This window comes from Aquibacillus albus, from assembly GCF_016908325.1.
Classification (GTDB): domain Bacteria; phylum Bacillota; class Bacilli; order Bacillales; family Amphibacillaceae; genus Aquibacillus_A; species Aquibacillus_A albus.
The window spans coordinates 56,070-81,756 of sequence record NZ_JAFBDR010000021.1 but is presented as its reverse complement, the minus strand read 5'-3'; the positions used below and the strand labels follow the sequence as shown (position 1 = coordinate 81,756).

General features: G+C 36.3%; 19 protein-coding genes. All 19 read right to left on the bottom strand.

Annotated elements, in window-relative coordinates:
- Window positions 1-745: 745 nt before the first annotated feature.
- The gene (locus JOC48_RS16305; RefSeq protein WP_204501482.1) at window positions 746-2,140 is read right to left on the bottom strand and encodes a hypothetical protein; all 1,395 of its coding nucleotides are present in this window, start codon (window positions 2,138-2,140) and stop codon (window positions 746-748) included.
- 198 nt (window positions 2,141-2,338) lie between these two features.
- A complete protein-coding gene (locus JOC48_RS16300) occupies window positions 2,339-3,070 on the bottom strand; it encodes an exonuclease domain-containing protein (protein WP_204501481.1) in 732 nt (243 codons plus the stop codon).
- Window positions 3,071-3,073: 3 nt separating this feature from the next.
- On the bottom strand, window positions 3,074-4,072 hold the full coding sequence (locus tag JOC48_RS16295; protein ID WP_239584428.1) for a DUF294 nucleotidyltransferase-like domain-containing protein: 999 nt from the start codon (window positions 4,070-4,072) through the stop codon (window positions 3,074-3,076).
- Between the two features lie 4 nt (window positions 4,073-4,076).
- Window positions 4,077-5,345, bottom strand: a complete 1,269-nt coding sequence (locus JOC48_RS16290) for an ammonium transporter (RefSeq protein ID WP_204501480.1) — start codon at window positions 5,343-5,345, stop codon at window positions 4,077-4,079.
- 330 nt (window positions 5,346-5,675) lie between these two features.
- On the bottom strand, window positions 5,676-6,860 hold the full coding sequence (locus JOC48_RS16285) for an MFS transporter (RefSeq protein ID WP_204501479.1): 1,185 nt from the start codon (window positions 6,858-6,860) through the stop codon (window positions 5,676-5,678).
- Window positions 6,861-7,110: 250 nt separating this feature from the next.
- Window positions 7,111-8,487, bottom strand: a complete 1,377-nt coding sequence (gene rlmD / locus JOC48_RS16280) for a 23S rRNA (uracil(1939)-C(5))-methyltransferase RlmD (protein WP_204501478.1) — start codon at window positions 8,485-8,487, stop codon at window positions 7,111-7,113.
- A 270-nt stretch (window positions 8,488-8,757) separates the two neighbouring features.
- Entirely contained in the window at window positions 8,758-9,672 is a 915-nt protein-coding gene (locus tag JOC48_RS16275; RefSeq protein ID WP_204501477.1) for a diacylglycerol kinase, read from the bottom strand.
- A gap of 294 nt (window positions 9,673-9,966) precedes the next feature.
- Window positions 9,967-11,397, bottom strand: a complete 1,431-nt coding sequence (gatB, locus tag JOC48_RS16270; protein WP_204501476.1) for an Asp-tRNA(Asn)/Glu-tRNA(Gln) amidotransferase subunit GatB — start codon at window positions 11,395-11,397, stop codon at window positions 9,967-9,969.
- Window positions 11,397-12,866 (bottom strand): Asp-tRNA(Asn)/Glu-tRNA(Gln) amidotransferase subunit GatA, encoded by a 1,470-nt coding sequence (gatA, locus tag JOC48_RS16265; protein ID WP_204501475.1) that lies wholly within the window; start codon window positions 12,864-12,866, stop codon window positions 11,397-11,399. The genes gatB and gatA overlap by 1 nt, the downstream gene beginning before the upstream one ends.
- Window positions 12,867-12,879: 13 nt before the next feature.
- Complete coding sequence (gatC, locus tag JOC48_RS16260) at window positions 12,880-13,170, bottom strand: Asp-tRNA(Asn)/Glu-tRNA(Gln) amidotransferase subunit GatC (RefSeq protein WP_204501474.1); 291 nt, start codon at window positions 13,168-13,170, stop codon at window positions 12,880-12,882.
- Between the two features lie 273 nt (window positions 13,171-13,443).
- Window positions 13,444-14,718 (bottom strand): helix-turn-helix domain-containing protein, encoded by a 1,275-nt coding sequence (locus JOC48_RS16255; protein WP_204501473.1) that lies wholly within the window; start codon window positions 14,716-14,718, stop codon window positions 13,444-13,446.
- A gap of 94 nt (window positions 14,719-14,812) precedes the next feature.
- Window positions 14,813-15,958 carry a CamS family sex pheromone protein gene (locus JOC48_RS16250; RefSeq protein ID WP_204501472.1) on the bottom strand — a complete coding sequence of 382 codons (1,146 nt, stop codon included), beginning with the start codon at window positions 15,956-15,958 and terminating at the stop codon, window positions 14,813-14,815.
- A gap of 15 nt (window positions 15,959-15,973) precedes the next feature.
- Window positions 15,974-17,977, bottom strand: coding sequence for an NAD-dependent DNA ligase LigA (ligA, locus tag JOC48_RS16245; protein ID WP_204501471.1), 2,004 nt, complete (start codon window positions 17,975-17,977; stop codon window positions 15,974-15,976).
- Between the two features lie 16 nt (window positions 17,978-17,993).
- Window positions 17,994-20,210 (bottom strand): DNA helicase PcrA, encoded by a 2,217-nt coding sequence (gene pcrA / locus JOC48_RS16240; protein ID WP_239584433.1) that lies wholly within the window; start codon window positions 20,208-20,210, stop codon window positions 17,994-17,996.
- 102 nt (window positions 20,211-20,312) lie between these two features.
- Entirely contained in the window at window positions 20,313-20,999 is a 687-nt protein-coding gene (gene pcrB, locus JOC48_RS16235) for a heptaprenylglyceryl phosphate synthase (RefSeq protein WP_204501469.1), read from the bottom strand.
- A 309-nt stretch (window positions 21,000-21,308) separates the two neighbouring features.
- Window positions 21,309-22,301 (bottom strand): Gfo/Idh/MocA family protein, encoded by a 993-nt coding sequence (locus JOC48_RS16230; protein ID WP_204501468.1) that lies wholly within the window; start codon window positions 22,299-22,301, stop codon window positions 21,309-21,311.
- A gap of 83 nt (window positions 22,302-22,384) precedes the next feature.
- Window positions 22,385-22,696: a YerC/YecD family TrpR-related protein gene (locus JOC48_RS16225; RefSeq protein ID WP_204501467.1), complete on the bottom strand. Its 312-nt coding sequence runs from the start codon at window positions 22,694-22,696 to the stop codon at window positions 22,385-22,387.
- Window positions 22,697-22,719: 23 nt separating this feature from the next.
- Window positions 22,720-23,826, bottom strand: coding sequence for a DUF3048 domain-containing protein (locus tag JOC48_RS16220; RefSeq protein ID WP_204501466.1), 1,107 nt, complete (start codon window positions 23,824-23,826; stop codon window positions 22,720-22,722).
- A gap of 52 nt (window positions 23,827-23,878) precedes the next feature.
- Window positions 23,879-25,621, bottom strand: coding sequence for an adenine deaminase C-terminal domain-containing protein (locus JOC48_RS16215; protein WP_204501465.1), 1,743 nt, complete (start codon window positions 25,619-25,621; stop codon window positions 23,879-23,881).
- Between the last annotated feature and the right edge of the window lie 66 nt (window positions 25,622-25,687).

The following is a 25,687-nucleotide window of genomic DNA, read 5'->3' as shown; positions in this document are numbered from 1 at the left end:
ATAAAGTTGAGTTTGCTTACTCAATAACTTGACTAGCATTTCTTTCTTAACATACTGGTTGTTTTGTTCAGTTTTCAAAGATCAAATGTTTGTTGTTCTTTAACGCGACAACTTTTACAGTATAACAAGTTCATTCGCGGAAGTCAACAACTTTTTTAATGAATTTTAAATTTCGTTTACGCCATCTCGCAACGACATAAACAATCATAACATTTAAAATCGTAGAAGTCAACAATTCTTTTTCGTCGTTTTGTCAGCGACAATAAAAAAATAACATTCACGTTCGCGGAAGTCAATAGCTCCAAAAACTATTTCGTTTCGATTCACAACATTTCCTCAAGAAAAACATTTTAAACCTTTAAACAAAAATTAAGTTGCCTCAATATAAGACTCTACCGCTGTTCACTTTCGCAGAAGTAAAACGATTGGTGTTGAATCACAGCAAAACTTATTTTATTACAAGAAAGTAGATAAGTCAACAACTTTATTCAATTATTATTATAGTCGAAGAAAAGTCCTTACATACAAGCTCTATTACAATTTTGTACCTATGTATTCATAAACATTAATTACAAATTATGCAGACGTCTCCAGAGCAGTCACAGGCCCAAGCGCGTTTCTAATTTTGATTCCCACGTCCCGGTGAAGTTAAACGCGCAAAAAATAAACCATGTAGCCTAAAACGCCTACATGGTTCCAATTAAAAATATCCTTTTAAAAATGCACGCACTGAATCCAAAACTTTTTATGCCTGCTTTTGCATACTAATACATAACTGCTGATATGCATTTGATTCATCTTTCATTCCCTTATCCCGATATACCTTAGACAACCATTGCAAAGGTTTCGGATTAGTTGGTTTAAGTTCCATTTCCCAACTAAAGCATTCGATCGCTTTATCTAAATCCTCAAATTCATAGTATAATTCTCCGAGCCTTTGCATTTGATCTAAATCTTCTTCAATAATTTGCATCTTATCAATTTTTTTCAAGACCTGAAGATTTTCATGATTTTCTCGAAATGGATGCAATAATTTTTGTATGTAGGTCACTTCATGATCTTTCAGTAACGATATGAAACATTTTTTTAGGAGCATATCAGCTTTATCAGGATATAAATCAATCACAGGTTTAAGCACAGCAAGAAATGCTTCTGGGTCATGCGATGCAGATTCTACATCTAAGTGTTCTAATTTTTCTCCCAAATCGCGAGTTTGTAATTCACTAAGCTGATATCCATCATCAGATATCATAGAAGCAATCTTTTTTAAATGATGAGTTTTTACATATTTATTAAACAATTCTACTTTTAAAGGTGATGAGGAGGATAATTGGTGGGATAACGACTCTAATAAATACATCTGGTTTTGTTCGTCAAAGTGAAGTTCTAATAATTCCTTTAGTTTCTTATAGTAATTGGAGGTTGGTTTTTTTAACAATTTATCTATATACAGTGCAATCAAATCCAACCAGCTCGAATCCTTTTCATAAATTTCTACTAATTGTTCAAAAGAAGCATCATTGTCTTTATCATTAAACAGTATTTTTTCAGCAAATAATTGATCTTTGACAAGCAATTTATCAGGTTCTTCATCATACAAATCACTAATCTTTTTAAATGCCAAATCATTAGAAAGCTGTTTAACCATACTATTATTTGGCGCAAAGTCCTTTAAGATACGGATAATTTGATAGCTTAAAAACATTTTCCCTTCTCTGCGATAATCATAATAAACAGATTTTATCTCATTAAATAATTGTTTTTTTGAAATAAACGAATCAAAGAAAGTTAGAATAAACGCTTGTTCCTGTGGGGTATAAAACTTTTTCAGTTTTGTTAATAAAGGTTCAAAACGTGTAATGTGGCAGGGGGCATTGGATGAAAGTAATTCCTGGATAAATGGATGCGGAGCTTTAAACAACATACCTTTTTTAAAAGCATGCTCAATAAAAGATTGACGTCGTAGCTTGGTCGCTTTAGTAGCTGTAAGTAATTGATTTTTATAGAAAAATAAATAATAAACTTGATTCTTATCACTGTAGGCTTCGATTATTTGGCTTCTTCGATACAGAGCAACTTTTTCCGCCTTTAGTTTCATTGGCTTTTGCTGATTATATAACAAAAATTGTGTTCGACCCACACAAACACCTCCTATAGTTACTTTAACTATAACATAAATGAACGTGAATCTCATTTAGTGGCGTGAATATTATCAAATAATTCCTCCATCCCATTTATATACAGACTCTGTTTAACACCTATTCCCCCTCCAGCCAACCACGATAATAAACAATCTTTCTAAAGCTCAAGATGGAAAATCTTTTGTTGATATAACATACTACGTCTTTTTAGCAACATCCTCATATACATCTCGTAACGTTTGATAGCCTAATGCTTGTAATTTTTCAACGTAAATACTCCATAATTTCGCAGTCATTTTTGCATCACCTAAAGCGTGATGACGATTTTTAATTGGTATACCGCACCTTTCACAACAATCATCTAGCTGTAAAGGTAAATCTGGATCAGCAAGTCTAATTAAGAATGTGATATCTACAATTCTATGCTGGAACTGGGTACGATATAATTCCCATGTTGCCTTTTGCATAAATCCTTTCTCATGTGCTGCATGATGGGCAACTAATGTGTCTTTTTGAATAAATCCAAAGAATTCATGTACAACGTCAGAAAGTGAAGGTGCTTGTTTCACATCGGTGTCGGTAAGCCCGGTTAATTCTTTAATCTCAGATGATAATTGGGCATCATGAAATACGCACGAATAAAAGGTTTCATCCTCTAATATTTTTGATCCTCTCACTTTAATTCCACCAATAGATAGGATGCTGTCCCCTTGGTCAGGAAAAAAACCTGTAGTTTCTAAATCAAACACAACGACGTTTAACTTGTCTAAAGGAGTTGTAAAATCTTTTTCTACATTGAGTTCATTATGCAAGTCTCTTAATAAAGCAATATGTTGCGGGTTCATTTGCGATTGATAAGAAGTAAAAAAAGCCGAACCAACCCTTCCTTGTACTTGTTTCATGAATTGAATAAATTGCTCAAATCCCATTTCCTAGCACCCTTTTCGAATGACACACTGAACGTACTGATGAAACCTTTTTCCATCTTTTATAATGCGCTTTAGCTCTTTTTTCTGTTCAGGTGTTAATAAACTGATCTTAAGGTAATGAAAATCATCATACTCCTTCTTTTCCTCATGATTCATCATTCGATACTCTAATAATTTTTTGAAATTTTCTTCAAACGTAACAAGCGCTTCATCATACCGAGGAAATGTTAATAAATGACTCAAACGTACTAACGTAGAAGTTTCCATTATTTTTTCTTTGATCGATAACAAACGCATCACATTTATATACGGAAAGAAACAAGTATCCTTAAGATGAATGGATCCCGTATACGGTCCATGGTTCTTTACGATAAACTGCCCAAATATACCAATTGCCTTTTTTAGATGCATGGTATTATCCATTAATCGCTGCAGAAACTCAGGATGATCATCTATATAGTTACATACGATTCCTTTTAAAACGGTCACATCTTCTTTGTTTCCTACTACAGCTCTTGCATCATAAAACATTAACAAGTAACGAATTGACTCCCATGTATCACTTTCCATCCACGTTTTTATTTGATGTTCCCACGCTTCGATTGACTTGCACCATTTAGGGTTGGAACTCATAATGTTACCTTCACAATACGGATAACCCACAAAGTGCAAACCAGTTGTTATTTCTTTTCCTAATGCTTCAAAAAAGAGTTTCGACTCATGATTTGCGTTTTCATATATCAAACCATGGTCCTGATCACTAATGACTGCTTGCTCAAACCTACCCGCACTCCCCATTACAAACCACGTATATCCACAAGGAGGAGAGCCGAATTCATCTATGATGCTCCGAAGCGCAATATCAAAAACATTTTTCAATATAAAATCATGAAAGCGATTTAACGCATCATTACTTGATACATGTTCTAAAATGTGTTGATCACGATATTTCTTTAAATCTTGATAAGTTTTACAATGTCCATCCATCGACTCACGCTCCATGCGTTTAGAACCTTGACTTATTATTGTCTTTTGAATCAAATGCTTCAGGATAACCATAACCACCGTGCTCACTTACATCAAAACCGATAATTTCCTCTTCCTCTGTAACACGTAATCTATTTAAGGCTTTATTCATGACTAACAAAATAATATAGGATGCAACAAACGCATATAAACCCGAAACAAAAACCCCCATTATTTGAACACCGAGTTGGGTAAATCCACCACCGTAAAACAGGCCTGGTAAACCTACCGTTGCTAACTCAGGTGTTGCAAAAAATCCAGTTGATATCGTCCCCCATACACCAGCAACCCCATGAACAGATAGAGCGTAAATAGGGTCATCAACCTTCATTTTATCAAAAAAGATCATACTGAAATAAACAATTACGCCCCCAATAATTCCAATCAAAATTGCTGCACCTGGTTCTACAAAAGCACAAGATGCAGTTATCGAAACCAACCCCGCCAGTGCACCATTGAGCATCGTTGGTATGTCTGCCTTACCATCCATCGCCAAAGAAATAAGCAATGCACTAACAGCTCCAGCCCCCGCAGCTAAATTTGTATTTAAAGCAACAAATCCAAAAAAGGCACCATCAACTCCCAAGGTACTACCAGCATTAAAGCCAAACCATCCAACCCAAAGGATTAATACACCTAATGCAGTAAACACTTGGTTATGACCATAGATTTTATTCGCAGTTCCATCCTTATTAAACTTTCCAATTCTCGGCTTTAAAATTATTGTTGCTGCTAGCGCGGCCATTGCTCCTGTTAAGTGTACAACAGTTGAACCAGCAAAATCCTGTTTCCCATGTTCTGATAACCATCCACCACCCCATATCCAATGAGCAATAACCGGGTAGACCAATATGCTGTACAAAACAGCAAAAATGAGATAAGGAGAAAGCTTTGCTCGTTCAACAAATCCACCAAATGCAATTGTTAATGAAATCCCAGCAAAAGCTAATTGAAATAAGAAGAATGTAGGGGTAGATAGTCCAATCCCTTCTATTTCATACCCAGAATAAAAAAAGTCTGAAAATCCGACAAAAAAGTTGCCGCCTTCCCCAAAAATTAAGCCATAACCTAGCGCCCAAAACACAATAGAAGCAATACCAAAGGTAAATATGGTTTTACCAGCAATATGTCCGGCATTTTTCATTCGAGTAGAGCCAACCTCTAGTAAAATAAATCCACCGATCATGAATATGACTAATACTGCAGCGATCATTACCCATAAACTATTTAAAATATATAAAACATCCATACAGGCAACATACTCCTTTACCTTAGTTTGTATTTATCTTCCCCTAGCTATTTGCAGTTATTCTATCATTTCACTTAAATGAAGAAATAGTGATCTCCTTGTTAGCAATCCTTTTTTAAACAAAATCGTAAACAGGGGTTTAATTCATCATTTATTGCAAGTTGTTTGAATTACATTCGTAATATCCTCCGCCTTTCTAACCGTATTTCACAAACAAAGAAAAATTAAAATTAAAGTCGGAGGGTTTAAATGGAAAAAAGTCGTCTCTAACTTCAAGAAAAAAAGTGTCTAAATCATTAGTGATTTAGACACTTTTTTCTCTGTGGTTATTTAATTTTTTTGGAAAATTAATCTCAGAGGATTGATTACGTGACTACTATACGACCAATTGATAACTAGTAAACACAGTAAAGAAAATAGAGACAATAACAGAAACCCTAAGGAGTAATCACCTGTAAAGCTTTTGATAACCCCTAGAACCATCGGAGGAAAAAAACCACCAATTCCACCAATAGCACTTACAAACCCTGTTACAGCTCCAGTATTATTAGGGGATACCTGAGGTACTAGCTTAAATACAGCTCCATTCCCTGCACCTAATAAAGATGCTATAACTAAACAACTGATACTAAACAAAATAAAGCTTTCATTAGCAAAAGCCATAAGAATTGAACAAATCATCATTCCAATAAACAACCATGTAAGTACTTGTTGTGAACCAAATTTATCAGCGCAGTAACCACCTATTGGTCTAATTAACGTTGCCACAATTACAAAAATCGAAACTTTCCATCCGGCACTGACGGCTGATAACTGAAAGGTTTCTTGTAATATAATAGGTAAATATAAACTAAACGCCACAAACCCTCCAAATGTAAGAAAGTAAAACAAAGACAATATCCACGTTTGTTTATCTTTTAAAACGATTAAAGATTCTTTAAAGGTTTTGATTTCCTTTGGCCTCTGTAATTCCTTTGTTCCTAAGCTAAAAATAATGGCCATTATTCCAATAGCTATTGCTAACCCCCAAAAAACCCAATTCAAACCAAAATGAGAAAAAATGGTTGGAACTGTGAAACTAGCAACAGCTGTTCCCAAGTTACCAATACCTGCAATACCAAGAACTAATCCTTGCTTCTCTGGCGGAAACCATCTGGTAACATAAGTAACTGCTATTGCAAAGGTTGCACCTCCCATTCCTATGAAAAACGTACACAACAACAACATGAAATAAGAATCTGCAAAACCTGCTCCGATCAACGGAAGGATAAGAAATAGCATCGTGAGCGTATAAACCTTTTTACCACCAAATCTATCTGTCATGATACCCATAGGGATACGCATTAATGAACCCAGAATAACAGGTGTTACAACAAGGAGGCTTTTTTCAACTTCACTTAATTCATACAAGTCCTGAATGGTTGTAGCAATCGGTGCAATTACTGACCAGACTGCAAAAGATATAATCATTGCTACAGTCGAAAATACTAGTGCGGATACTTGGCCCTTTACCATTAATATCGAACCCCTTCTGTATTCATTCATATACCGTTGATTATCACATATCCTGTTCACTCCATCACGTCTTATGTGAGAAAATGTAACATGATTTTTGGTTTATAAAATTAAAAAAAATAACCCATAAGCATTTGATCTTTGCTTATGGGTCATTCTTTGTTGTTTTCCGAATTGGAAAGCTTGTGTAACTCTTAAATTAAAGATTAGAAAAACAGAGACCTAAAAGGCCTCTGCATTTTCATTTAAACTATTTTCTAACGATCTCCGCCACACACTCCACATGAGCAGTCTGCGGAAACATATCAACCGGCTGCACCTGCTTGGTTTTATAGCCACCCTCTTCTAAAATTTTTAAATCCCTAGCAAGTGTGGATGGATTACAGGAAACATAAACAATTCGATCAGGTTTCATCGTTAGCATCGCTTCTAATAATGCTTCGTCACAACCTTTACGTGGTGGATCAACGACGATAACATCCGGACTTAATCCTTGAGCAGTCCACCAAGGCATTATTTTCTCTGCTTCACCAACGTAAAATTCTGTATTATCAATATGATTCAATTGTGCATTCTTTTTTGCATCCTCTATCGCTTCTGGTACGATTTCAACGCCGTAAACCTTCTTTGCTTTTTGAGCCAAAAACAACGAAATGGTACCAATCCCACAATAAGCATCAATAACTGTTTCACCACCAGTTAGATCGGCATACTCCAGTGCTTTATCATACAGTTTCTTTGTTTGTGGTGGATTAACCTGATAAAACGATTTTGCTGAAATTGCGAATTGAATATCACCAATATTGTCATAAATATATTCCGCTCCCCATAAAACCTTAGTTTTTTTACCCAAGATGACATTTGTTTTCTCTTTATTGATATTTTGTACAATCGATTTTATTTGGGGGTATGTTTCATGTAGCTCTTTTACTAATTCCTGCTTATATGAAAAATCCTCCGTCCGAGTCACAAGAACAATCATCGTTTCTCCAGTTTCTTGTCCTGTCCTTACCATAATATGTCGAAGTACGCCAGCATGTTTTTCCTCATCATAGGCAGTAATTCCAAGGCGATCGGCCATACGACGGACAGCCTCTACCATTCGATCGTTGATTTCTGCAGTAATGACACAGCGATCCATTCCTTCGATAATGTCATGACTTCTTTTTCGATAAAATCCTGTAATAAGTTCCCCGTGCCGATATCGAACTGGTATTTGAACTTTATTACGATATCTCCAAGGATCGTCCATTCCAATAGTCGGGTGAACAGGGATATTTTCTATATGGCCAATTTTTCTCAATGTGTTGATTACCTGGTTTCTTTTCATTTCTAATTGCATAGCATAACTCATATGTTGAAGCTGACAACCACCGCATTGAATGTAAACATCACATGGTGGTTCGACACGTTCATCACTAACCTCATCAATATGTAATAATTTGCCGAAGCCAAACTTCTTTTTGACCTTAATCACCTTAACTTTAGCTTTTTCGCCTGGCAGTGCATATGGTACAAATATAGGATACCCATTAACTTTTCCAACGCCGTCTCCGTCATGAGTCAGATCCTCAAACGTAAGGTTTATCATTTCATTCTTTTGTACAGGTGTTTTCTGTTTAACCATATTTACATCTTCCTTTATGTCAAATGCTGTCCAAAGTTTATCATACATGCAATTTTTTAGGAATAAACCTGTTTAATCGCTAATTATTTCGCAGATTTTGTTCCATTTCCCGGGAAATATGGCGAAATGAGCGATTCCATCCCGTATTAAGTAAAAGTTATTAGGTTATTGGTGAATAATAGCTAAAAAATAAGCTGTCGAATAAGCCTTATCTTCTACAACTATTCATCTTCTATTCGATTATTGGAAGTGTTACAAAAAGAAGATAGCTTATTCTTCAGCTACCTTCTTTTGCGTGAATTGCTCCGGAACAAAGTATTCAATGTGCTGATATAAATTAACAAATTCACCTGGTAATAAACCACCATATTCGCCATCTACATTTAACTGCATTTTTTCTTCTGCATAAACCTTGATTCGGTTTGCTCTCGTATAAAAAATATGTCCGTCATCCAAATGCGCTCCACGTAGAGCTAATGATGCTAGTCGGACAAATTCAGCCAGGTTTGTTTTTCTTAATATCAACAAGTCAAACAACCCATCATCCATCGCAGCATTTGGGGCAAGCTTTTCAAATCCGCCGACAGAGTTGGTATTCGAAACGAGGAATAACATAATTTCATCTTCAAACCACTTGCCATCATATTCAATCTGTACCTTTATCGGCCTTAAAGACGGAAGCATTTCCACACCTTTTAAGTAATATGCCAATTGTCCTAAGACAGTTTTCAGCTTACTAGGCACCTCATAAGAGAGTTCTGTCAGCTTTCCCCCTCCAGCTATATTCATAAAATATTGATTGTTAACCTTTCCGACATCTAAAGCTTTTACGTTACCATGGATGATAACGTCTACAGCCTTGTGAATACTTCTAGGGATGTAAAGCGCGCGTGCAAAGTCATTTGTCGTTCCTACAGGTATAATTCCTAGCTTCGGTCTCTTATCCTTTTCAGCAATGCCATTGAGCACTTCATTAATCGTTCCATCGCCGCCTGCAGCTATGACAATGTCGAATTCTCGAGAGACAGCTTGTTTTGCTGCTTCGATAGCATTACCGACACCCGTTGTTGCATGTGCTGAAGTTTCGTAACCCGCTTGCTCTAAACGTTTCAAAACATCAGGAAGTTCTCGTTTAAAAAGTTCTCGTCCAGATGTTGGGTTATAAATAATACGGGCACGTTTCATCGGACTCCTCCTAACCACAGTCTTACTATATTACTACAAATATCATAGTCGTTTTTCAAGTCTTTGAAAAGATTCTCACCTATTTCTAGTATAGACAATCACCTAATGCTTTAACAGCATACGAACAAAAGGCCGACTTTATTACTCTAAAAACTCATCCGTCTCGTCCTGTAACGAGTTTCAAAGTTTTTCTTATACTTCATTCCTAAAAATTTTTACTACGCCGAATTTACTAAAATGTCATACATTAACTGTAAAAAACGGCTGCTTCTTTTGAAACAGCCGAATTATTACTTATCTTTTCTCGATTTCTTCTAACAAAATTTTATTAACCATTGGTGGATTTGCTTGACCTTTTGTTGCTTTCATTACTTGTCCAACAAGGAAGCCTAACGCTTTGTCTTTTCCGTTTTTGTAGTCAATAATCGACTGTTCATTTTCTGCCAGAATGCCTGAAATAATTTCTTTTAATTGACCTTCATCAGAAATTTGTACAAGGCCTTTTTCTTTCACAATTTTTTCAGGATCGCCGCCATTTTTGACTAATTCAGCAAACACTTTTTTAGCCATTTTCGATGAAATCGTTCCATCTTCAATTAACTGAATCATTTTGGCAAGTGCTTCTGGAGTTAATGGTAAGCCAGCCAATTCAAGTTGTTGTTTATTCATATGGGCCGACACTTCACCCATTAGCCAATTAGAGGCTTGTTTTACATCTGCCCCTTGTTCAATTGTTTCCTCAAAGAAATCTGACATTTCCTTTGTACTTGTAAGAACACTTGCATCATAGGAAGGTAAATTCAGTTCACTAATGTATCGCTCTCTACGTGCATCTGGAAGCTCAGGTATCTCAGCACGAATTCTTTCCTTCCAAGCTTCATCAATGTAAAGCGGAACAAGGTCTGGTTCAGGGAAATAACGATAATCGTCAGAACCCTCTTTCACTCTCATTAGAATCGTTTCTTTTGTTTGCTCATCATAACGACGTGTTTCTTGTAATATTTCTCCACCAGATAACAATACTTCGCGTTGTCGTTTTTCTTCAAATTCCAATCCTTTTTGCACGAACGAGAAAGAGTTTAAGTTTTTTAATTCTGTTTTAACGCCAAATTCCTCTTGTCCAATTGGGCGAATGGAAATGTTCGCATCACAACGTAACGAACCTTCCTCCATCTTACAATCAGACACACCCGTATATTGAATGATATTTTTTAGTTTTTCTAAATAAGCATAGGCTTCTTCAGGTGATCGTAAATCTGGTTCAGATACAATCTCAACGAGTGGTGTTCCTTGACGATTAAAATCAACTAAAGAATGACCATCATCATTATGCGTCAATTTTCCAGCATCTTCTTCCATATGAAGACGAGTGATGCCTATTTTCTTCTTTTTTCCATCTACTTCTATTTCAATCCAACCATTTTCTCCAATTGGTTGGTCAAACTGAGAAATTTGATATGCTTTTGGGTTATCTGGATAGAAGTAGTTTTTCCGATCAAACTTAGTATCTGTTGCAATTTCACAGTTTAAAGCCATCGAAGCTTTCATTGCAAAATTAACTGCTTCTTCATTTAGGACAGGTAAAACTCCAGGGTATCCTAGATCAATAGGACTTATATTTTCATTTGGTTCCGCACCAAATGCGTTAAAGCTCGGACTAAAAATTTTGGAATTTGTTTTTAATTCTACGTGTACTTCAAGACCAATAATCGTTTCAAAGTTCATTACCTGTCACCTCCTAAAACGGGTTTTTGCTTATGATGATCGGTTGCTTGTTCAAATGCATAAGCAGTACGATATATTGTACTCTCATCAAAGTGTTTACCAATGATTTGTAATCCAATCGGTAATCCCTGACTAGAAAAACCACATGGAATCGACATTCCCGGCACCCCAGCAAGGTTAACTGGAATAGTTAAAATATCATTTGCATACATCGTTAATGGATCATCAATGATTTCACCAACTTTAAATGCTGGAGTTGGAGTTGTTGGGCCGATGATCACATCATAATCCTCAAATACTTTATCAAAATCATTTTTTATTAAGGTACGGACTTTTTGTGCTTTTTTATAATAAGCATCATAATATCCAGAACTTAGTGCAAATGTACCTAACATGATTCGACGTTTTACCTCATCACCAAATCCTTCGCTACGTGATAATTTAAACATATCAATCATATTTTCTGCTTTTTCCGAGCGAACACCATAACGAACACCATCAAAACGTGCTAAGTTTGCTGAAGCTTCTGAAGAGGCAAGTAAATAATAAGCTGCAACAGCATATTTAGAATGCGGTAAGGAAACTTCTTCCCATGTAGCACCCATATCCTCATAAACCTTTAACGCTTGAAGGACAGCATCTTTCACTTCAGGAGATACCCCTTCTTGCAAATATTCTTTTGGTACAGCTATCTTCATCCCTTTCACATCTTCTTTAAAAGCATCACTATATGTTGGGATATCAACATTTGCTGAAGTTGCATCCATTGGATCGTTTCCAACAATCGCTTGTAATAAATGCGCATTATCCTCTACCGTTCGAGTGATAGGTCCAATTTGGTCTAGAGATGATGCGAACGCTACTAGCCCAAAACGAGAAACAAGACCATAGGTTGGCTTTAATCCTACTACACCACAAAAAGCTGCTGGTTGACGAATGGAGCCACCAGTATCAGAACCTAAGGAAAAAAACACCTCTCTAGCTGCGACGGAAGCTGCTGATCCACCACTAGAACCACCTGGTACGTATTCTGTGTTCCATGGGTTTCTTGTTGTAAAATAACTAGAATTCTCATTTGAAGATCCCATAGCAAACTCGTCCATATTTAATTTACCAATTGTAACGGTATGCTCTGCTTGTAATTTTTCGACAACAGTTGCGTCATACAGTGGATCATGAAAATTATCTAAAAATTGGCTTCCGCACGTTGTCCGTAATCCTTTGGTTACAATATTATCCTTTACACCAAGAGGAATTCCAAATAAAAGGGAAGAATCTTTATTTTCTTGTTGGTCCAATTGTTTTGCTTTATTTATTGCTTCTTCTTCATTCAAAGTCAAAAACGCTTTAACATCTTCGTCAACGGCTTTAATCCGGTTGTATGATTCAGAAACCAAGTCGCTAACCGTAATTTCTTTGTTATGTAATTTATTCTGCAATTCCTTGAGACTATAATCAAATAGTGACATATATTAACCTCCTTTATTCTAATATGGATGGAACACGGAATTGGCCATCTTGTTGGTCTGGTGCATTCTTTAATGCATCTTCTTTTTCAATCCATTTTTTAGGCTCGTCTTTACGCATAACATTTTTCAAATCTAACACGTGAGTAGTTGGTTCTACATTTTCCGTATCTAGTTCATTTAATAGCTCGGCGTATTTAATAATATCGCCTAATTGTTTCGTCATTGTTTCTACTTCTTCGTCAGTAATTGCTAGACGCGCAAGATGCGCAACGTGTTTTACTTGTTCTTTTGATATCTCTGCCATTACTTTCACCTCCAAAATATTACCTAAGCAAGTTTACAAATTTTAATCATGCACCTCTAGTATATAAGAGGTTGTTTAAAAAAGTCTGATAAAAATGACTCTTCGAATTTTTGCATAAACTTGCTAAATACGTTAGCATACAATACTTATGATAATAGCAAAAAACATGTAGAATTAGCAACTTCTACATGCTTTCATACGGTTCATTTTATCACTTTTTGTAGTTTCAAAGCCAACACTTATAGAAAGTCTACCTATTAATATTCGGGTATTTTAGGATAGTTGTACAAGTTTCTCATAAGATTTACTTGATAACTTATAATATTGACAAGCTGATTTATACTTATTTACCTTTTCAAAATGTTCTCCAATCATTTTTCCGTAGATAACCAAAGAAACATAATCATTCTGCTTCTCAAGGTATGGAATAAACTCATTAATTACAATGGATTCAAATTCCTCAATATTACCTGTGATAAAATGGTAATGTGAGGTTAATTTTAAACGGAAAAAAAGATAGCGCTCTTTCGCCTTGTCTACTTTTTCTAAGATAGAAAAGCCGTATTCTAGCAATTCTTTCTTTTTTTCTATTTTATTTGCAAAATAGTATTCTTCTGATAAGGAACAAATAGCTATTAATCTTTCTTCTACGGTAGCATGCTCGTCTTCTAGCACTTGGTTAAAATAAGAGATTACCTTATCCGATTCCCTTTTTGCTGCATACAAAAATCCTAACTGAATGTATATAAGACGCTTTATGTCTTCTCTATTAATGATAGAGGCTAACTCAGCAGCAATATCAAAGTTTTCAATTGCTTTATCAAATGCTCGAATTCTTCGATAGGAAACGCCTAATACAAGATGCCCCTGTGCACACCGGACAATATTATAATTTTCACGGTAATAAGATAATGGCTTCGTAACGTAGTCAATTGCTTCTAAAGGATTATGCATTTTACAATAATTATATGCAATCAAATAATTCAAATCAGCTTCTTCCTCATCATCCAAACCGACCTTAGTATATTCTTCCATTGCCAACAGATAATAACGAATGGCTTGTTTAAATACTTCAGCTGATAGATGATAATTACCAACAAATTTATACCAGTAATAAAGGTCTTCATCATTAAATGTATGTTTAAGTCCTTTTAATTTCTTTATTTGACTTAAAGCCTTTTGTCGTTGGTCAGTGAGGAGATAGTATTGAACCTTATGAATTTCAAATAATGTATTAATTTCTGTAAGGCTTTTATTAACTAGATCATTTAGATCTTTATAGTCGTCCATTATTATCTCTTTATCATTAAAATCATACAACAGTTTAAACCACTTTCGACACTTATTAACAATGTCCGCTTGGTTTTCCTCTATATCTAAACGGATACCTAATCGGTTACATAACATGTTAATTACTTGTGTATTGGCTTTCGTTTTTTGATTTTCGATTTTAGATAAATAGGATTCAGACACTATCCCTTTAGCTAATTCTCCTTGTTTCATATTTTGTTTTATTCTATGTAATTTGATTAATGGACCTATTTCCATTAATTACACCTCTATATTCTTAAAATAATTTATTTTGTAACGATAACGCACTTTAAAAAGTTGCATAAATTCAGCAAACGTTTTCGGGTTTTCATTAATGATAAATATGGACAACCGGTTCGTCTTCTCCTGCGCTACGTGTAATCAGACTTTCTTGTTCATCACTAGACGTTATATTTATTTCTAAATCATAATGGGTTTGAAAGCCTTCCATCACTAAGCCGTACACATATTGTGTAAATCCAACCACTTCCGCTTTTCCTTGAAAAGTAATTGGAATTTCGATCGTTAATTTACGTAATTGCTCGTTGATATAAAATCCCTCACCTATTACACTGACATAGTTAGGAAAGTAATCCGAAATATCTTGCTCAAAATCATTTAAGTTTGCCGAGATATCTGGATATTTTGCGTTTGCTGCACTTGATGGAAACAACATATATTCTTCATTAACTCTGTCCCACTCATCAATGGATGAACGATCCCCTGGTACAACTGTCTTTGCAACAAAGCTTCCAGGCACTAACGAATCATGTGCTGCTTCACGATAAAGAGCGATAAGAATTGGAACATCTAATAAGCCATCAATTTGTCGAACTCTTTGAAGTACTTCCCTAGCAATTTCATTTCCTTCTTCAAGCATTTTATCTTCAGGAATACTTTCATAATAAAAGGGACCGCCAATTTCCGTCTGAAAACGATATGTAGATTTCATTGCAATTCCAATGGACACTCCACCTAATTCTACTACATTTTCATTCGTTTTTACCAAATAATTTTGTTCTAAAATATGGGAGAGATATTTCGGGTTTTCTCGCTGTTCTTCTACGACAGAAGCATCGTCAATTTCTGGATTTAATCCAAGTTCTTCCTGATCGGCATCATAGCGCTCTAACCAATCATAAACAATATCTTGTGTAATATATTGTCCTTCTTGAAAGTAATACTGATCTGGATCAAATGCTTCTTTAGAATGACGTCTTAGACCTTCTTCCAATTCATCAATATCCAATCGATTGGCCACTTGATTAACAATAACCCCGCGAGCTTTGCTAAGCTTGTATGGTAACATGACTCGATAATTTTCTTCTGAAATATTGTAGCTAGGAATAATTGCAGTTTCCTGCTCTCCAGTCTCATCTGGAGCTTCTTCTACAACCTCGTCACGCTGTTCAAACGACGGGGCACAACTGGTTAAAACAAGTAGTAAACCTAACAATATAAAGCTTGTTTTTTTCATTGTATCCATCCCCTATTATTCTAAAGCCTCTATCAGCTGTTGTTCATTCCATATTTCTACACCAAGCGATTTTGCTTTATCAAGTTTGGAACCTGCTTCTACTCCAGCAATAAGTAAATCGGTGTTTTTACTAACACTCCCTGTAACTTTACCACCAAGAATTTCTATCTTCTCTTTTGCTTCATTCCTAGTTAGTATTTCTAACTTACCGGTGAGAACAATTGTCTTACCGGTAAAAGGGGATTCTTCTGGTTGTTCTGTCTTCTTAGGCCCTTTGTAATCCATATTCAAACCGAGGGATTTTAGATCATGAATGAGTTCTTTTACTTGAACTTCATCGAAATATCGAACGATAGAATCAGCCATTTTATCACCTATTTCATTAATCGCTAGATAATCTTCATAGGAAGCCTCCAGCATGTTATCGATCGTTTCAAAATAGGATGCAAGTGTACGTGCAGCTTTTGACCCTACGTATCGAACGCCTAATCCAAACAATAAACGCTCCAGTGAATTATATTTCGATTTTTCAATCGCTGTTAATAAATTATCAACAGACTTCTCTCCCATTCGTTCTAGTTGAAGAAGGTCTTCTCTTTTCAATTTATATAAGTCAGATATCGAACGAACTAGACCTTCATTAAATAATTGTTCAACAACCTTTTCACCCAAGCCATCGATATTCATTGCATTTCTTGAGACAAAATGAATGAGACCTTCTTTGACTTGTGCTGGACAACTTGGGTTAATACAACGAAGCGCGACCTCCTCCTCCAAACGGACAAGTTCACTGCCACAAGCAGGACATTCCTTTGGCATATAAAAAGGCTCTTCGTTACCTGTTCGTTGATCCTCTACAACTCTAACTACTTCAGGAATAATATCTCCTGCTTTCTTTATTACAACGGTATCTCCAATCCGAATATCTTTTTCTCGAATAAGATCCTCATTGTGTAAAGAAGCTCGTTGAACAGTTGTACCTGCTACTTTTACAGGTTCAAGTAATGCAGTTGGAGTAACGACCCCTGTTCTCCCTACACTTAATTCAATATCATATAATGTTGTAATGGCTTCTTCAGCTGGAAATTTATAAGCAACTGCCCATCGAGGACTCTTTGCCGTAAATCCTAGTTTTTCTTGATAGTCTAATTGGTCCACTTTTATGACAATTCCATCAATATCATAACTTAAATTTGCTCGTTTCTCGACCCATTCATTTACATACTCAATGACATCATCGATATTTTTACACACACGCCACTCCGGATTTGTTTTAAAACCTAGCTGCTTTAAATAGTTTAATCGATCACTATGAGATGTTAATGTGCCTGCTTCCCATTGTCCGACCGCATATAAAAAGATATCAAGATTTCGTTTCGATGCAATTTTCGGGTCTAATTGCCTTAGTGAACCTGCTGCTGCATTTCGCGGATTTGCAAACGGCTCTTCCCCACTTTTCTCCTTTTGTTCATTTAAAGCTAGAAACGATTTTTGTGGCATAAATGCTTCCCCACGTACCTCAATCGTTTCTTTTTGGTCAATGCGTAACGGAATACTACGAATCGTTTTTAGATTTTGTGTGATATCTTCCCCTGTTTGGCCATCTCCACGCGTTGCCCCCTGAACAAATATTCCATCTTCATATCGAAGGGACACCGCTAAACCATCTATTTTTAACTCACAAACATAGGAAACTTCATCAATCTTTAAACCTTCACGTACACGACGATCAAAATCGCGCAAGTCTCCTTCACCAAACGCGTTTCCAAGGCTCAACATCGGAACTGCATGCTCCACCTTCTCAAACGCATCAAGTGGCTCACCACCGACGCGTTTAGATGGAGAATCTGGAGTTTGTAATTCAGGAAATTCATGTTCTAGCTTTATCAACTGTTGCATTTTCTGATCATATTCATAATCAGAAACACTAGGTTGGTCTAACACATGATATTCATAATTGTATTTGTCTAATTCGTTTCGTAAGAACTGTATTTCTTTCTTTACTTGGGCTAGGTCCATCTAACAACACCTCAATCTAGGCTTTTGTGATTGGTGCAAATTTAGCTAGAAGTCTTTTAACTCCTATTGGGGCAGGAAAGGCTATATCCAATTCCATCGCTTCACCTTCGCCAGTTACTTTCACAACAGTTCCTTCTCCCCATTTTTTATGATCAGCTTTGTCACCAACCTGCCATTCAATTGCTTCTCCACCAGTAGTCTTTCTCGGTTGGATGCGCTTTGCTGATTTTTTCGGAGCCGAAAACATATCTGATTTTTGCTGAGGCGAGCCAAAAGAACCAAACATCGACTGCTTTGCTTCCTCAAATCCATCAACTAAATCCTCCGGTATCTCATTGATAAAGCGACTAAGCGGATTCATATTCGTTTTACCAAACAGGGTACGCATCTTGGCATGTGTAAGGTGCAACTGCTGCTCAGCTCTTGTAATACCAACATAAGCAAGACGACGCTCTTCTTCCATTTCTTCTTCGTCCATCATTGATCGACTATGCGGAAAAACATTCTCCTCCATGCCAATTAAGAACACAACAGGAAACTCTAATCCCTTAGCACCATGCAATGTCATCATCGTCACTTTTTCATCACTTGCATCGTCTTCATCCATTCGATCAATATCGGCAATTAGTGCCAAATCGGTTAAAAAGGCAACCAATGTTTTGTCTTCATTATTTTTCTCAAAGTATTTGGTAACTGTCTTAAACTCCTCTAAGTTTTCCAATCTACTTTGCGCTTCGATACTACGTTCATTGAGCAACATTTGTTCATAGCCTGTCCGTTTGATTACCTCTTCAACCATGTCTGTGGCAGTAAGAAATTCCTGTTGGGCTGTCCAGTTACGAATTAACGCTCCAAATTCCGCTAATGATTTTGCCGCTTTTGCACTAACTCCAGCAAAATCTACTTCTTGAACAGCAGTATACAATGATATTCCTTGATCAGCAGCATAATTCTGCAGCTTCTCCAACGAAGTCTTTCCTACCCCTCGTTTTGGTTCATTTACCACTCTAGCAAAGCTTAAATCATCATCCGGGTTAACAATAAGCCGTAAGTATGCAAGCATGTCTTTAATCTCTTTTCGATCATAGAACTTAGTTCCACCAATCATTTGATATGGAATATTAGCTTTGACAAATGTTTCCTCTATTGATCTCGATTGCGCATTCGTTCGATATAAAATAGCGATATCCTGATAGGTATATTTATTGTCAGTAATATACTCCTCGATTGTATTTGCGACAAATAACCCTTCCTCTTGTTCTGTTGACGCTTGATAATAATGAATTTTTGTTCCCTCATCATTATCTGTCCAAAGTTTTTTAGGCTTTCGTCCTGTATTATTCTCTATGACACTATTTGCGGCCTGGAGAATAGACTTTGTTGAGCGATAATTTTGCTCCAGCATAACAACTGCTGCATTTGGATAATCCTTTTCAAAAGAAAGGATATTTTGAATATCTGCACCTCTCCAGCGGTAAATCGACTGATCAGAGTCACCAACAACGCAAAGGTTCTTGAATTTAGCTGCCAACTGCTTCACTAAATAATATTGAGCGTGGTTTGTATCCTGATACTCATCGACATGAATATATTGAAAACGACGTTGGTAATATTCTAACACCTCGGGTAATCGATCAAATAAACGGATTGTCTGCATAATTAAATCGTCAAAATCTAATGACTGATTTTTTGTTAACACTTTTTGATAGCCTTCATAAACTTCTGCAATTTGCCGTTCATAAAAATTACCAACCTGCTTACTATATTCTTCGGGAGTAATTAATTCATTTTTTGCAGCACTGATTGCCCCTAGCATTGCTCGGGGTTCAAATTTTTTTGGATCAATATTTTTATCTTTTAATACGTTTTTTATAACGGTTAATTGATCTCCACTATCCAGGATAGAAAAGTTACGATTAATTCCAATACGATCAATATCTCTTCTTAGAATACGTACGCACATGGAGTGAAAGGTTGATACCCAAATATCCGACCCTTCCGCACCAACTAGGCGATATACTCTATCCTTCATTTCTCGTGCTGCTTTATTTGTAAAAGTTATCGCTAAAATACTGCGAGGCGATACTTCTTTTTCACTAAGTAGATAAGCGATTCGATGTGTAAGGACGCGTGTTTTTCCACTTCCTGCCCCTGCCATAATTAACAAGGGGCCATCTGTTTGCTTAACCGCTATTCTTTGTTGTTCATTCAATCCTTTTAGTAAGTCACCCATTGTCAGACTCACAAAGACACCACCTTTAGTTGTACTTTATGTTTAAGAGGTTGTTCACGCACGGTTAGATAAAAAGGGGTTTAACCGACAGCAAGTTGTAGGCTAGTACTTTTTTACTGCTTTCACCGTTCTTAACGCCTGTTTGAAATTATCATAAATGATATTTCCTATAACGACTACATCTGCTATAGCAGCCATTTCTGCTGCACGTTCTTCTGAATCAATCCCTCCACCATAGATTAGTTGCGTATTAGAGAGATGACCTTTCACTTCTTTAACTAAATCTGGATCACCATATTCCCCACTATATTCTAAATAGAAAAACGGTAATTGGAACATATGCTCAGCCATCTGTGCATAGGCAATAACATCTTCCCTTTCTGGAATAAAACTGTCCGTTTTTTGAAATACTTTTGCACGTTCATTCATAATACAATAGCCTTCTACAAACAACTCATTCCAATTTATGACATTTCCATATTCTTTTACTGCTTGATGCTGAACATCCAACATCCACTTCTTGCTTCCACTATTGAAAACCATCGGAACAAAATAATAATCATACCCAGGTGTAATAGACTCTATATTCGAAACCTCAAGTACACACGGAACAGTGTATCGGCGAACTCTACTAAGCAGATGTAATACACCGTCTAACGTAACATGGTCTGTTCCCCCTACAATGATTGCATCTGTCCCAGACTCACATATTTTTTCTAAATTTTCATCTGAAATCTCTTTATTGGGATCTAATTTAAATACGTGTTCCCATTCCTTTACGTTATACACGTTTTTTCCTCCAATACTTATAACCAACCTTCTAAAATATGAGGTTATCCAATTAAACCATTTATCTCGTTTGGCTTACTATTTCTTAATCACCTATACATTATAGCAAAAAATTAGTCATAGAATGAATGGGAAGTTAGTGAAAGTTAGGAAGAGAATTTTGTGGTTGGAAATGAGGTCCTTTTTCTAAGTCTGATATTACAATGAAGCGTCCTATATTGAAGAGAATGATAGAGGAAGAGCTTCGAATATCCAAGCTCTTCTCCATCTAATCTGTCTTGTATGTAGTTGACCTGAAACAAGATAATATTAGCGTTTATCTGCCGGAAAAGTAAGTCCGATCTGTTTTCTTGCATCCTCAAGAATCTTTGCAGTCGTTAAAGAATTGAAATAAGAGTTCACATCAGACTCCAATTTTCCTGTCTGAATTAATTGAACAAAATGCTGTGCCTCATAAAACATGGTGTTACTTTTCTGTTCTACCTCTAGTTTTTCCACGGATCCATCATTATATTTTATTTCAACATGTGAAAGTTCACTAATTTTATCGATGATAATACTTCCATTCTCACCTTGAATTTCAGAAGGGACATAAGAGTTCGAAATCTTTGAGTACATCACTAAACCATTGATCCCATCTTCTTCGTAATCAAACAGGATATTTCCTTGACCATCTACTCCGGATTCCAGCATATAACAGCTTGCTTGTACGTTATCCGGTTCTCCAAACAAAGCTACCATTGGATATACACAATAAATTCCAATATCCATTAATGAACCGTTAGATAGTTCAGGCTTAAACGCATTGAGTACTTTACCTTCCTTATACGCATCATATCTGGAAGAATATTGACAAAAGCTAGCAAAATACCGACGAACCTTACCAATTTTATGAAGATTTTCTCTAATTAGATGAAAAGAAGGCAAATGAGTTGTTTTTAATGCTTCCATTAATAGTACCTTGTTATCTTTTGCTGTTTGTATCATTTGCTCTACTTCTTGCTGGTTTGATGCCATCGCTTTTTCAACTAATACATGCTTCCCACTTTTCATACAAAGAATCGCTTGATCCGCATGCATAGCATTTGGACTCGCTATATAAACCGCATCAACTTGATCAGATGTGGCGAACTTTTCCAATTCAGTAAAGGTATTGTCAATATTCCATTTGTTTGCAAATTCCTGTGCTCGATCCTCTGTTCTAGAATAAACAGCAGTTAATTGAAAATCTTCTACTTCGGAAGCTGCTTGAATAAAACTTTCTGTTATCCAATTTGTCCCTATCACACCGAACCGAACCATTTCAAAATCCCCCTTATCGGTATATAACAGAAAAAGATGGTCGATTGGTTCTCTTACATTTAAAAAGCCCCAATCCTACATCTTCAATCTTGTTCTTTATCTTTCTCTACATCAAGTCGATCAAGGACCATTTGATATCCGTCATTTCCATAATTCAAGCACCGCTTCACACGAGATATCGTAGTGGTGGAAGCACTTGATTCTTTTACAATCGTTGTATAGGTATAGCCTTGTCTAAGCATTTTTGCCACTTGTAAACGTTGTGCTAACGATTGAATTTCACTTATGGTAGCAATATCATCAAAAAAACGATAGCATTCTTCTCTATCCTTCAATGTAAGAATTGCATCAAATAATTGATCTAGCTCTTCTCCACGTAATTTATCCAATTGCATTGCAGATCACCTCTCACATTGCTCTACTCAATCGAAACAGCAGTTTCTAAACCAGAGCTAGTTGGTATAACATTTACCCACGTTTTCCCAGGCACAAATTTTAATTGTTCTTCACCATTAAATGGCAAAATAACTCCGTCCACATTCTTCCATTGAACTTTTTTCACTTTACCTTTCTGAATAAGGTAAGCATCTCCACCAGATTGAAGGTCAATTTCTCTACGTCCAGCATCATCTATTACTTGGTGGTGCGCTTCAACTATAAACAGGTTATCTAGCCGCACTTCTTCTTCCGTTTCCAAATCTACCGTTTGGCTATCACCATTATATCGAGTATATAACTGTTTTTCCGAATCATACAAATACCTAACAGGAGTGTTCGTATAGGAAATACTAATTTCTTCGGCTTGTTCACCCGAGATAGATTCACTCTCTGTTTCTGACAAAAACTCTAAAGAGATATGCTGATCCGTTTTTACTTCATACCCTATTCCCTCTGCAACTTGGTAAACTGCACCAAATTGTAGATAAGAGTTATGTGGAGCTACACGGAAATCTGCACGTTTGAATAAATGTCCATCGTTATCATAGTAGGCGCCATTTATATTGTCTGCAGCACCAGCCTTTAACATTTCTTCAATAAAAAAAGCAGCACCATGATAGACATAAAGTGCTCCATAATCATCTGCTAAATGAAAATAGTAAGGTCGAGCACTTCTTACAGGGCCTACAACCTCTGGCTTCTCACTTTGGAACAAAGCCATCAGTCTAGTTATATTGCCTTCTGCTAAAATTTCAAAAACAATATCTGCTTCCGTCAATCCTGTTTGCGGTCGAGCACTTGGATGGTTATTTACCATAACTGCTACAATCCGATCATCAATGGGATCGTTTGTGCCTACCCCTGTTAACGGAGACACGTTCTCAAAAGTCTCTTCTACCGGCTCAGGATCAGGGGCAGGCTCTGACTCTTGCTCTACGTTACTTTCTGTTTCTTTCATTACGGCGTCATCCGTACTTTGTTCATCATCCGTTTCCGAAACTTGATCATTATTACCACAAGCTGCTATTACCAATAAAAGTACTAGCAACCCAAATACGACTTGAATGAATCGCCATTCTTTTCTCATTATCCCCCACATCCTATCCATATTTTTCTCTCTTTTTCTGATTATACCAAATTCATCTCATGATAGCAGGGAATAGTATCTGTTTCTTTTTCACATCTACAATTCCTTGTGGGGTAATTCTAATAAATGGTAGGTGCATGGAAGACAAAAACAATAAATTATAAGGTGGGTCTATATATTTGTAGCCAAAGCTTTTCAATGTTTCCTTTAATTGCTCATCCAGCTTAATTAAATCTTCCATCTTTCCATCATACATCATTCCAGATAACCGTAATGGTAGTTCAAAAACGACCTGACCATCATTAACTAACACGATTCCTCCACCAATTTCTTTCATCCGGTTAAATGCGATGATTAAATCACTTTTGGATTTACCAATAAAAACAATATCTCCGGTAGTAGAATAGGAGCTTACTAATCCTCCAAGTGAATTCGTAAATCCTTTAATCATCGTGTTAACACGCCATTTACCATGACGATCTACGAGCATTAAGAAAGATTCATCACCTGTTCCTTGAATTTTATCTATATTGGCATCAATAGAAATTGCATACGGTTTAATAATAACGTCATTTACCATATTCAAACCGATTGGCATAGAAAACTGTAAATCCCGTTCATCAATATCCCAATTAATAGACAGTGGTTCTATTTCATACTTTCCCCAATCTATCTTATTTTTAAAAGGAATGTGTTTCCCATCCCTCTTCATCCACTTTCCTTTAGCAATCACAGAAATAGGAGTTGGATTATCTTTTGCTTCTAAAATATTTAAATGGGCGACTCTTCCTGGTGCAATGCCTCCAAGACGTTCATGCATATTAAAATGTTTCGCTGCATAAAAGCTAGCCATCATGTATGCCTCAATTTCTGGGACCCCTTGTTCAAGGGCGATTTTAATACATTGATTCATGACACCATTTTTATAAAAGGATGGGGTAGATCCATCCGTCGTCATGGTTAATAAACTATAATCTTGTACACCAAGCTCATGAATTTCAGCCAGAAGCTTCGGTAAATCTGGACGAATAGACGAATAACGCAATCCTACTTGATACCCAATTCGAAGCCTGTCAATAACTTCCTTACCAGTCATTGATTCATGGTCTGCACTTGTACCTAACAGCTTCATTTTTACCAATGTTTTTTCAGATGCACCAGGAAAATGGCCTTCAATCGGCATACCTAACCTTCTTGCTTCTTGCATCAAAAATAAAATACGATCGTCATCTGCTAGTACTTGCGGCCAGGAGGTTAACTCTCCACCTTGTATTACAGCTGGGTGATTCATCCACTTCTCTATATTTACATTATGAAACATCTCTTGCTCTTCTTGATGAACAGATTGAGAATCAAAACGAGCCCACCAATACATCGATACTGGCAGCTTTGTAAAGTCGTCCAATAATGAAAATGCACTCGATTGACTCGTTAAATAAAGCCACATTAAATTATCATTCATAAGTGTTGTTGTTCCTGAAAAAGCTGCATATTCTGCTAGCTCATGGGGATTATATAGTTGAAATGGATGAGCATGTGGCTCAATATAACCTGGTACAACATATTGTCCTTCACAGTTAACAATCTCTGTACGTTCTAGATTATCCGGTAAACGGTCACCAACATAGACGATTCGGTCTTGGTATATCCAAATATGGGCTTGCACCCATTGTTTTAAAAAAACATTTAAATACATTGCATTTTTAAGCAATAGAGTAGGAGAAATTGTTCCATCGATAACAGAAACATGTTCTCTTAGCTCTCGGTTTCTCCAACGATATAGATGCTCATTCATGATAAGAAGTCTCCTCTTTAAAACAATTTCTTTTATCGTATCACACAAACGTTGTAAACGCATTCA

Coding starts and splice junctions, on each gene's coding strand:
- JOC48_RS16300 (WP_204501481.1), bottom strand. CDS start 3,070: ATGGGATTTGAGCAATTTATTCAATTCATGAAACAAGTACAAGGAAGG.
- JOC48_RS16295 (WP_239584428.1), bottom strand. CDS start 4,072: ATGGAGCGTGAGTCGATGGATGGACATTGTAAAACTTATCAAGATTTA.
- JOC48_RS16290 (WP_204501480.1), bottom strand. CDS start 5,345: ATGGATGTTTTATATATTTTAAATAGTTTATGGGTAATGATCGCTGCA.
- JOC48_RS16285 (WP_204501479.1), bottom strand. CDS start 6,860: ATGGTAAAGGGCCAAGTATCCGCACTAGTATTTTCGACTGTAGCAATG.
- rlmD (WP_204501478.1), bottom strand. CDS start 8,487: ATGGTTAAACAGAAAACACCTGTACAAAAGAATGAAATGATAAACCTT.
- JOC48_RS16275 (WP_204501477.1), bottom strand. CDS start 9,672: ATGAAACGTGCCCGTATTATTTATAACCCAACATCTGGACGAGAACTT.
- gatB (WP_204501476.1), bottom strand. CDS start 11,397: ATGAACTTTGAAACGATTATTGGTCTTGAAGTACACGTAGAATTAAAA.
- gatA (WP_204501475.1), bottom strand. CDS start 12,866: ATGTCACTATTTGATTATAGTCTCAAGGAATTGCAGAATAAATTACAT.
- gatC (WP_204501474.1), bottom strand. CDS start 13,170: ATGGCAGAGATATCAAAAGAACAAGTAAAACACGTTGCGCATCTTGCG.
- JOC48_RS16255 (WP_204501473.1), bottom strand. CDS start 14,718: ATGGAAATAGGTCCATTAATCAAATTACATAGAATAAAACAAAATATG.
- JOC48_RS16250 (WP_204501472.1), bottom strand. CDS start 15,958: ATGAAAAAAACAAGCTTTATATTGTTAGGTTTACTACTTGTTTTAACC.
- ligA (WP_204501471.1), bottom strand. CDS start 17,977: ATGGACCTAGCCCAAGTAAAGAAAGAAATACAGTTCTTACGAAACGAA.
- pcrA (WP_239584433.1), bottom strand. CDS start 20,210: ATGGGTGACTTACTAAAAGGATTGAATGAACAACAAAGAATAGCGGTT.
- JOC48_RS16230 (WP_204501468.1), bottom strand. CDS start 22,301: ATGGTTCGGTTCGGTGTGATAGGGACAAATTGGATAACAGAAAGTTTT.
- JOC48_RS16225 (WP_204501467.1), bottom strand. CDS start 22,696: ATGCAATTGGATAAATTACGTGGAGAAGAGCTAGATCAATTATTTGAT.
- JOC48_RS16220 (WP_204501466.1), bottom strand. CDS start 23,826: ATGAGAAAAGAATGGCGATTCATTCAAGTCGTATTTGGGTTGCTAGTA.
- JOC48_RS16215 (WP_204501465.1), bottom strand. CDS start 25,621: ATGAATGAGCATCTATATCGTTGGAGAAACCGAGAGCTAAGAGAACAT.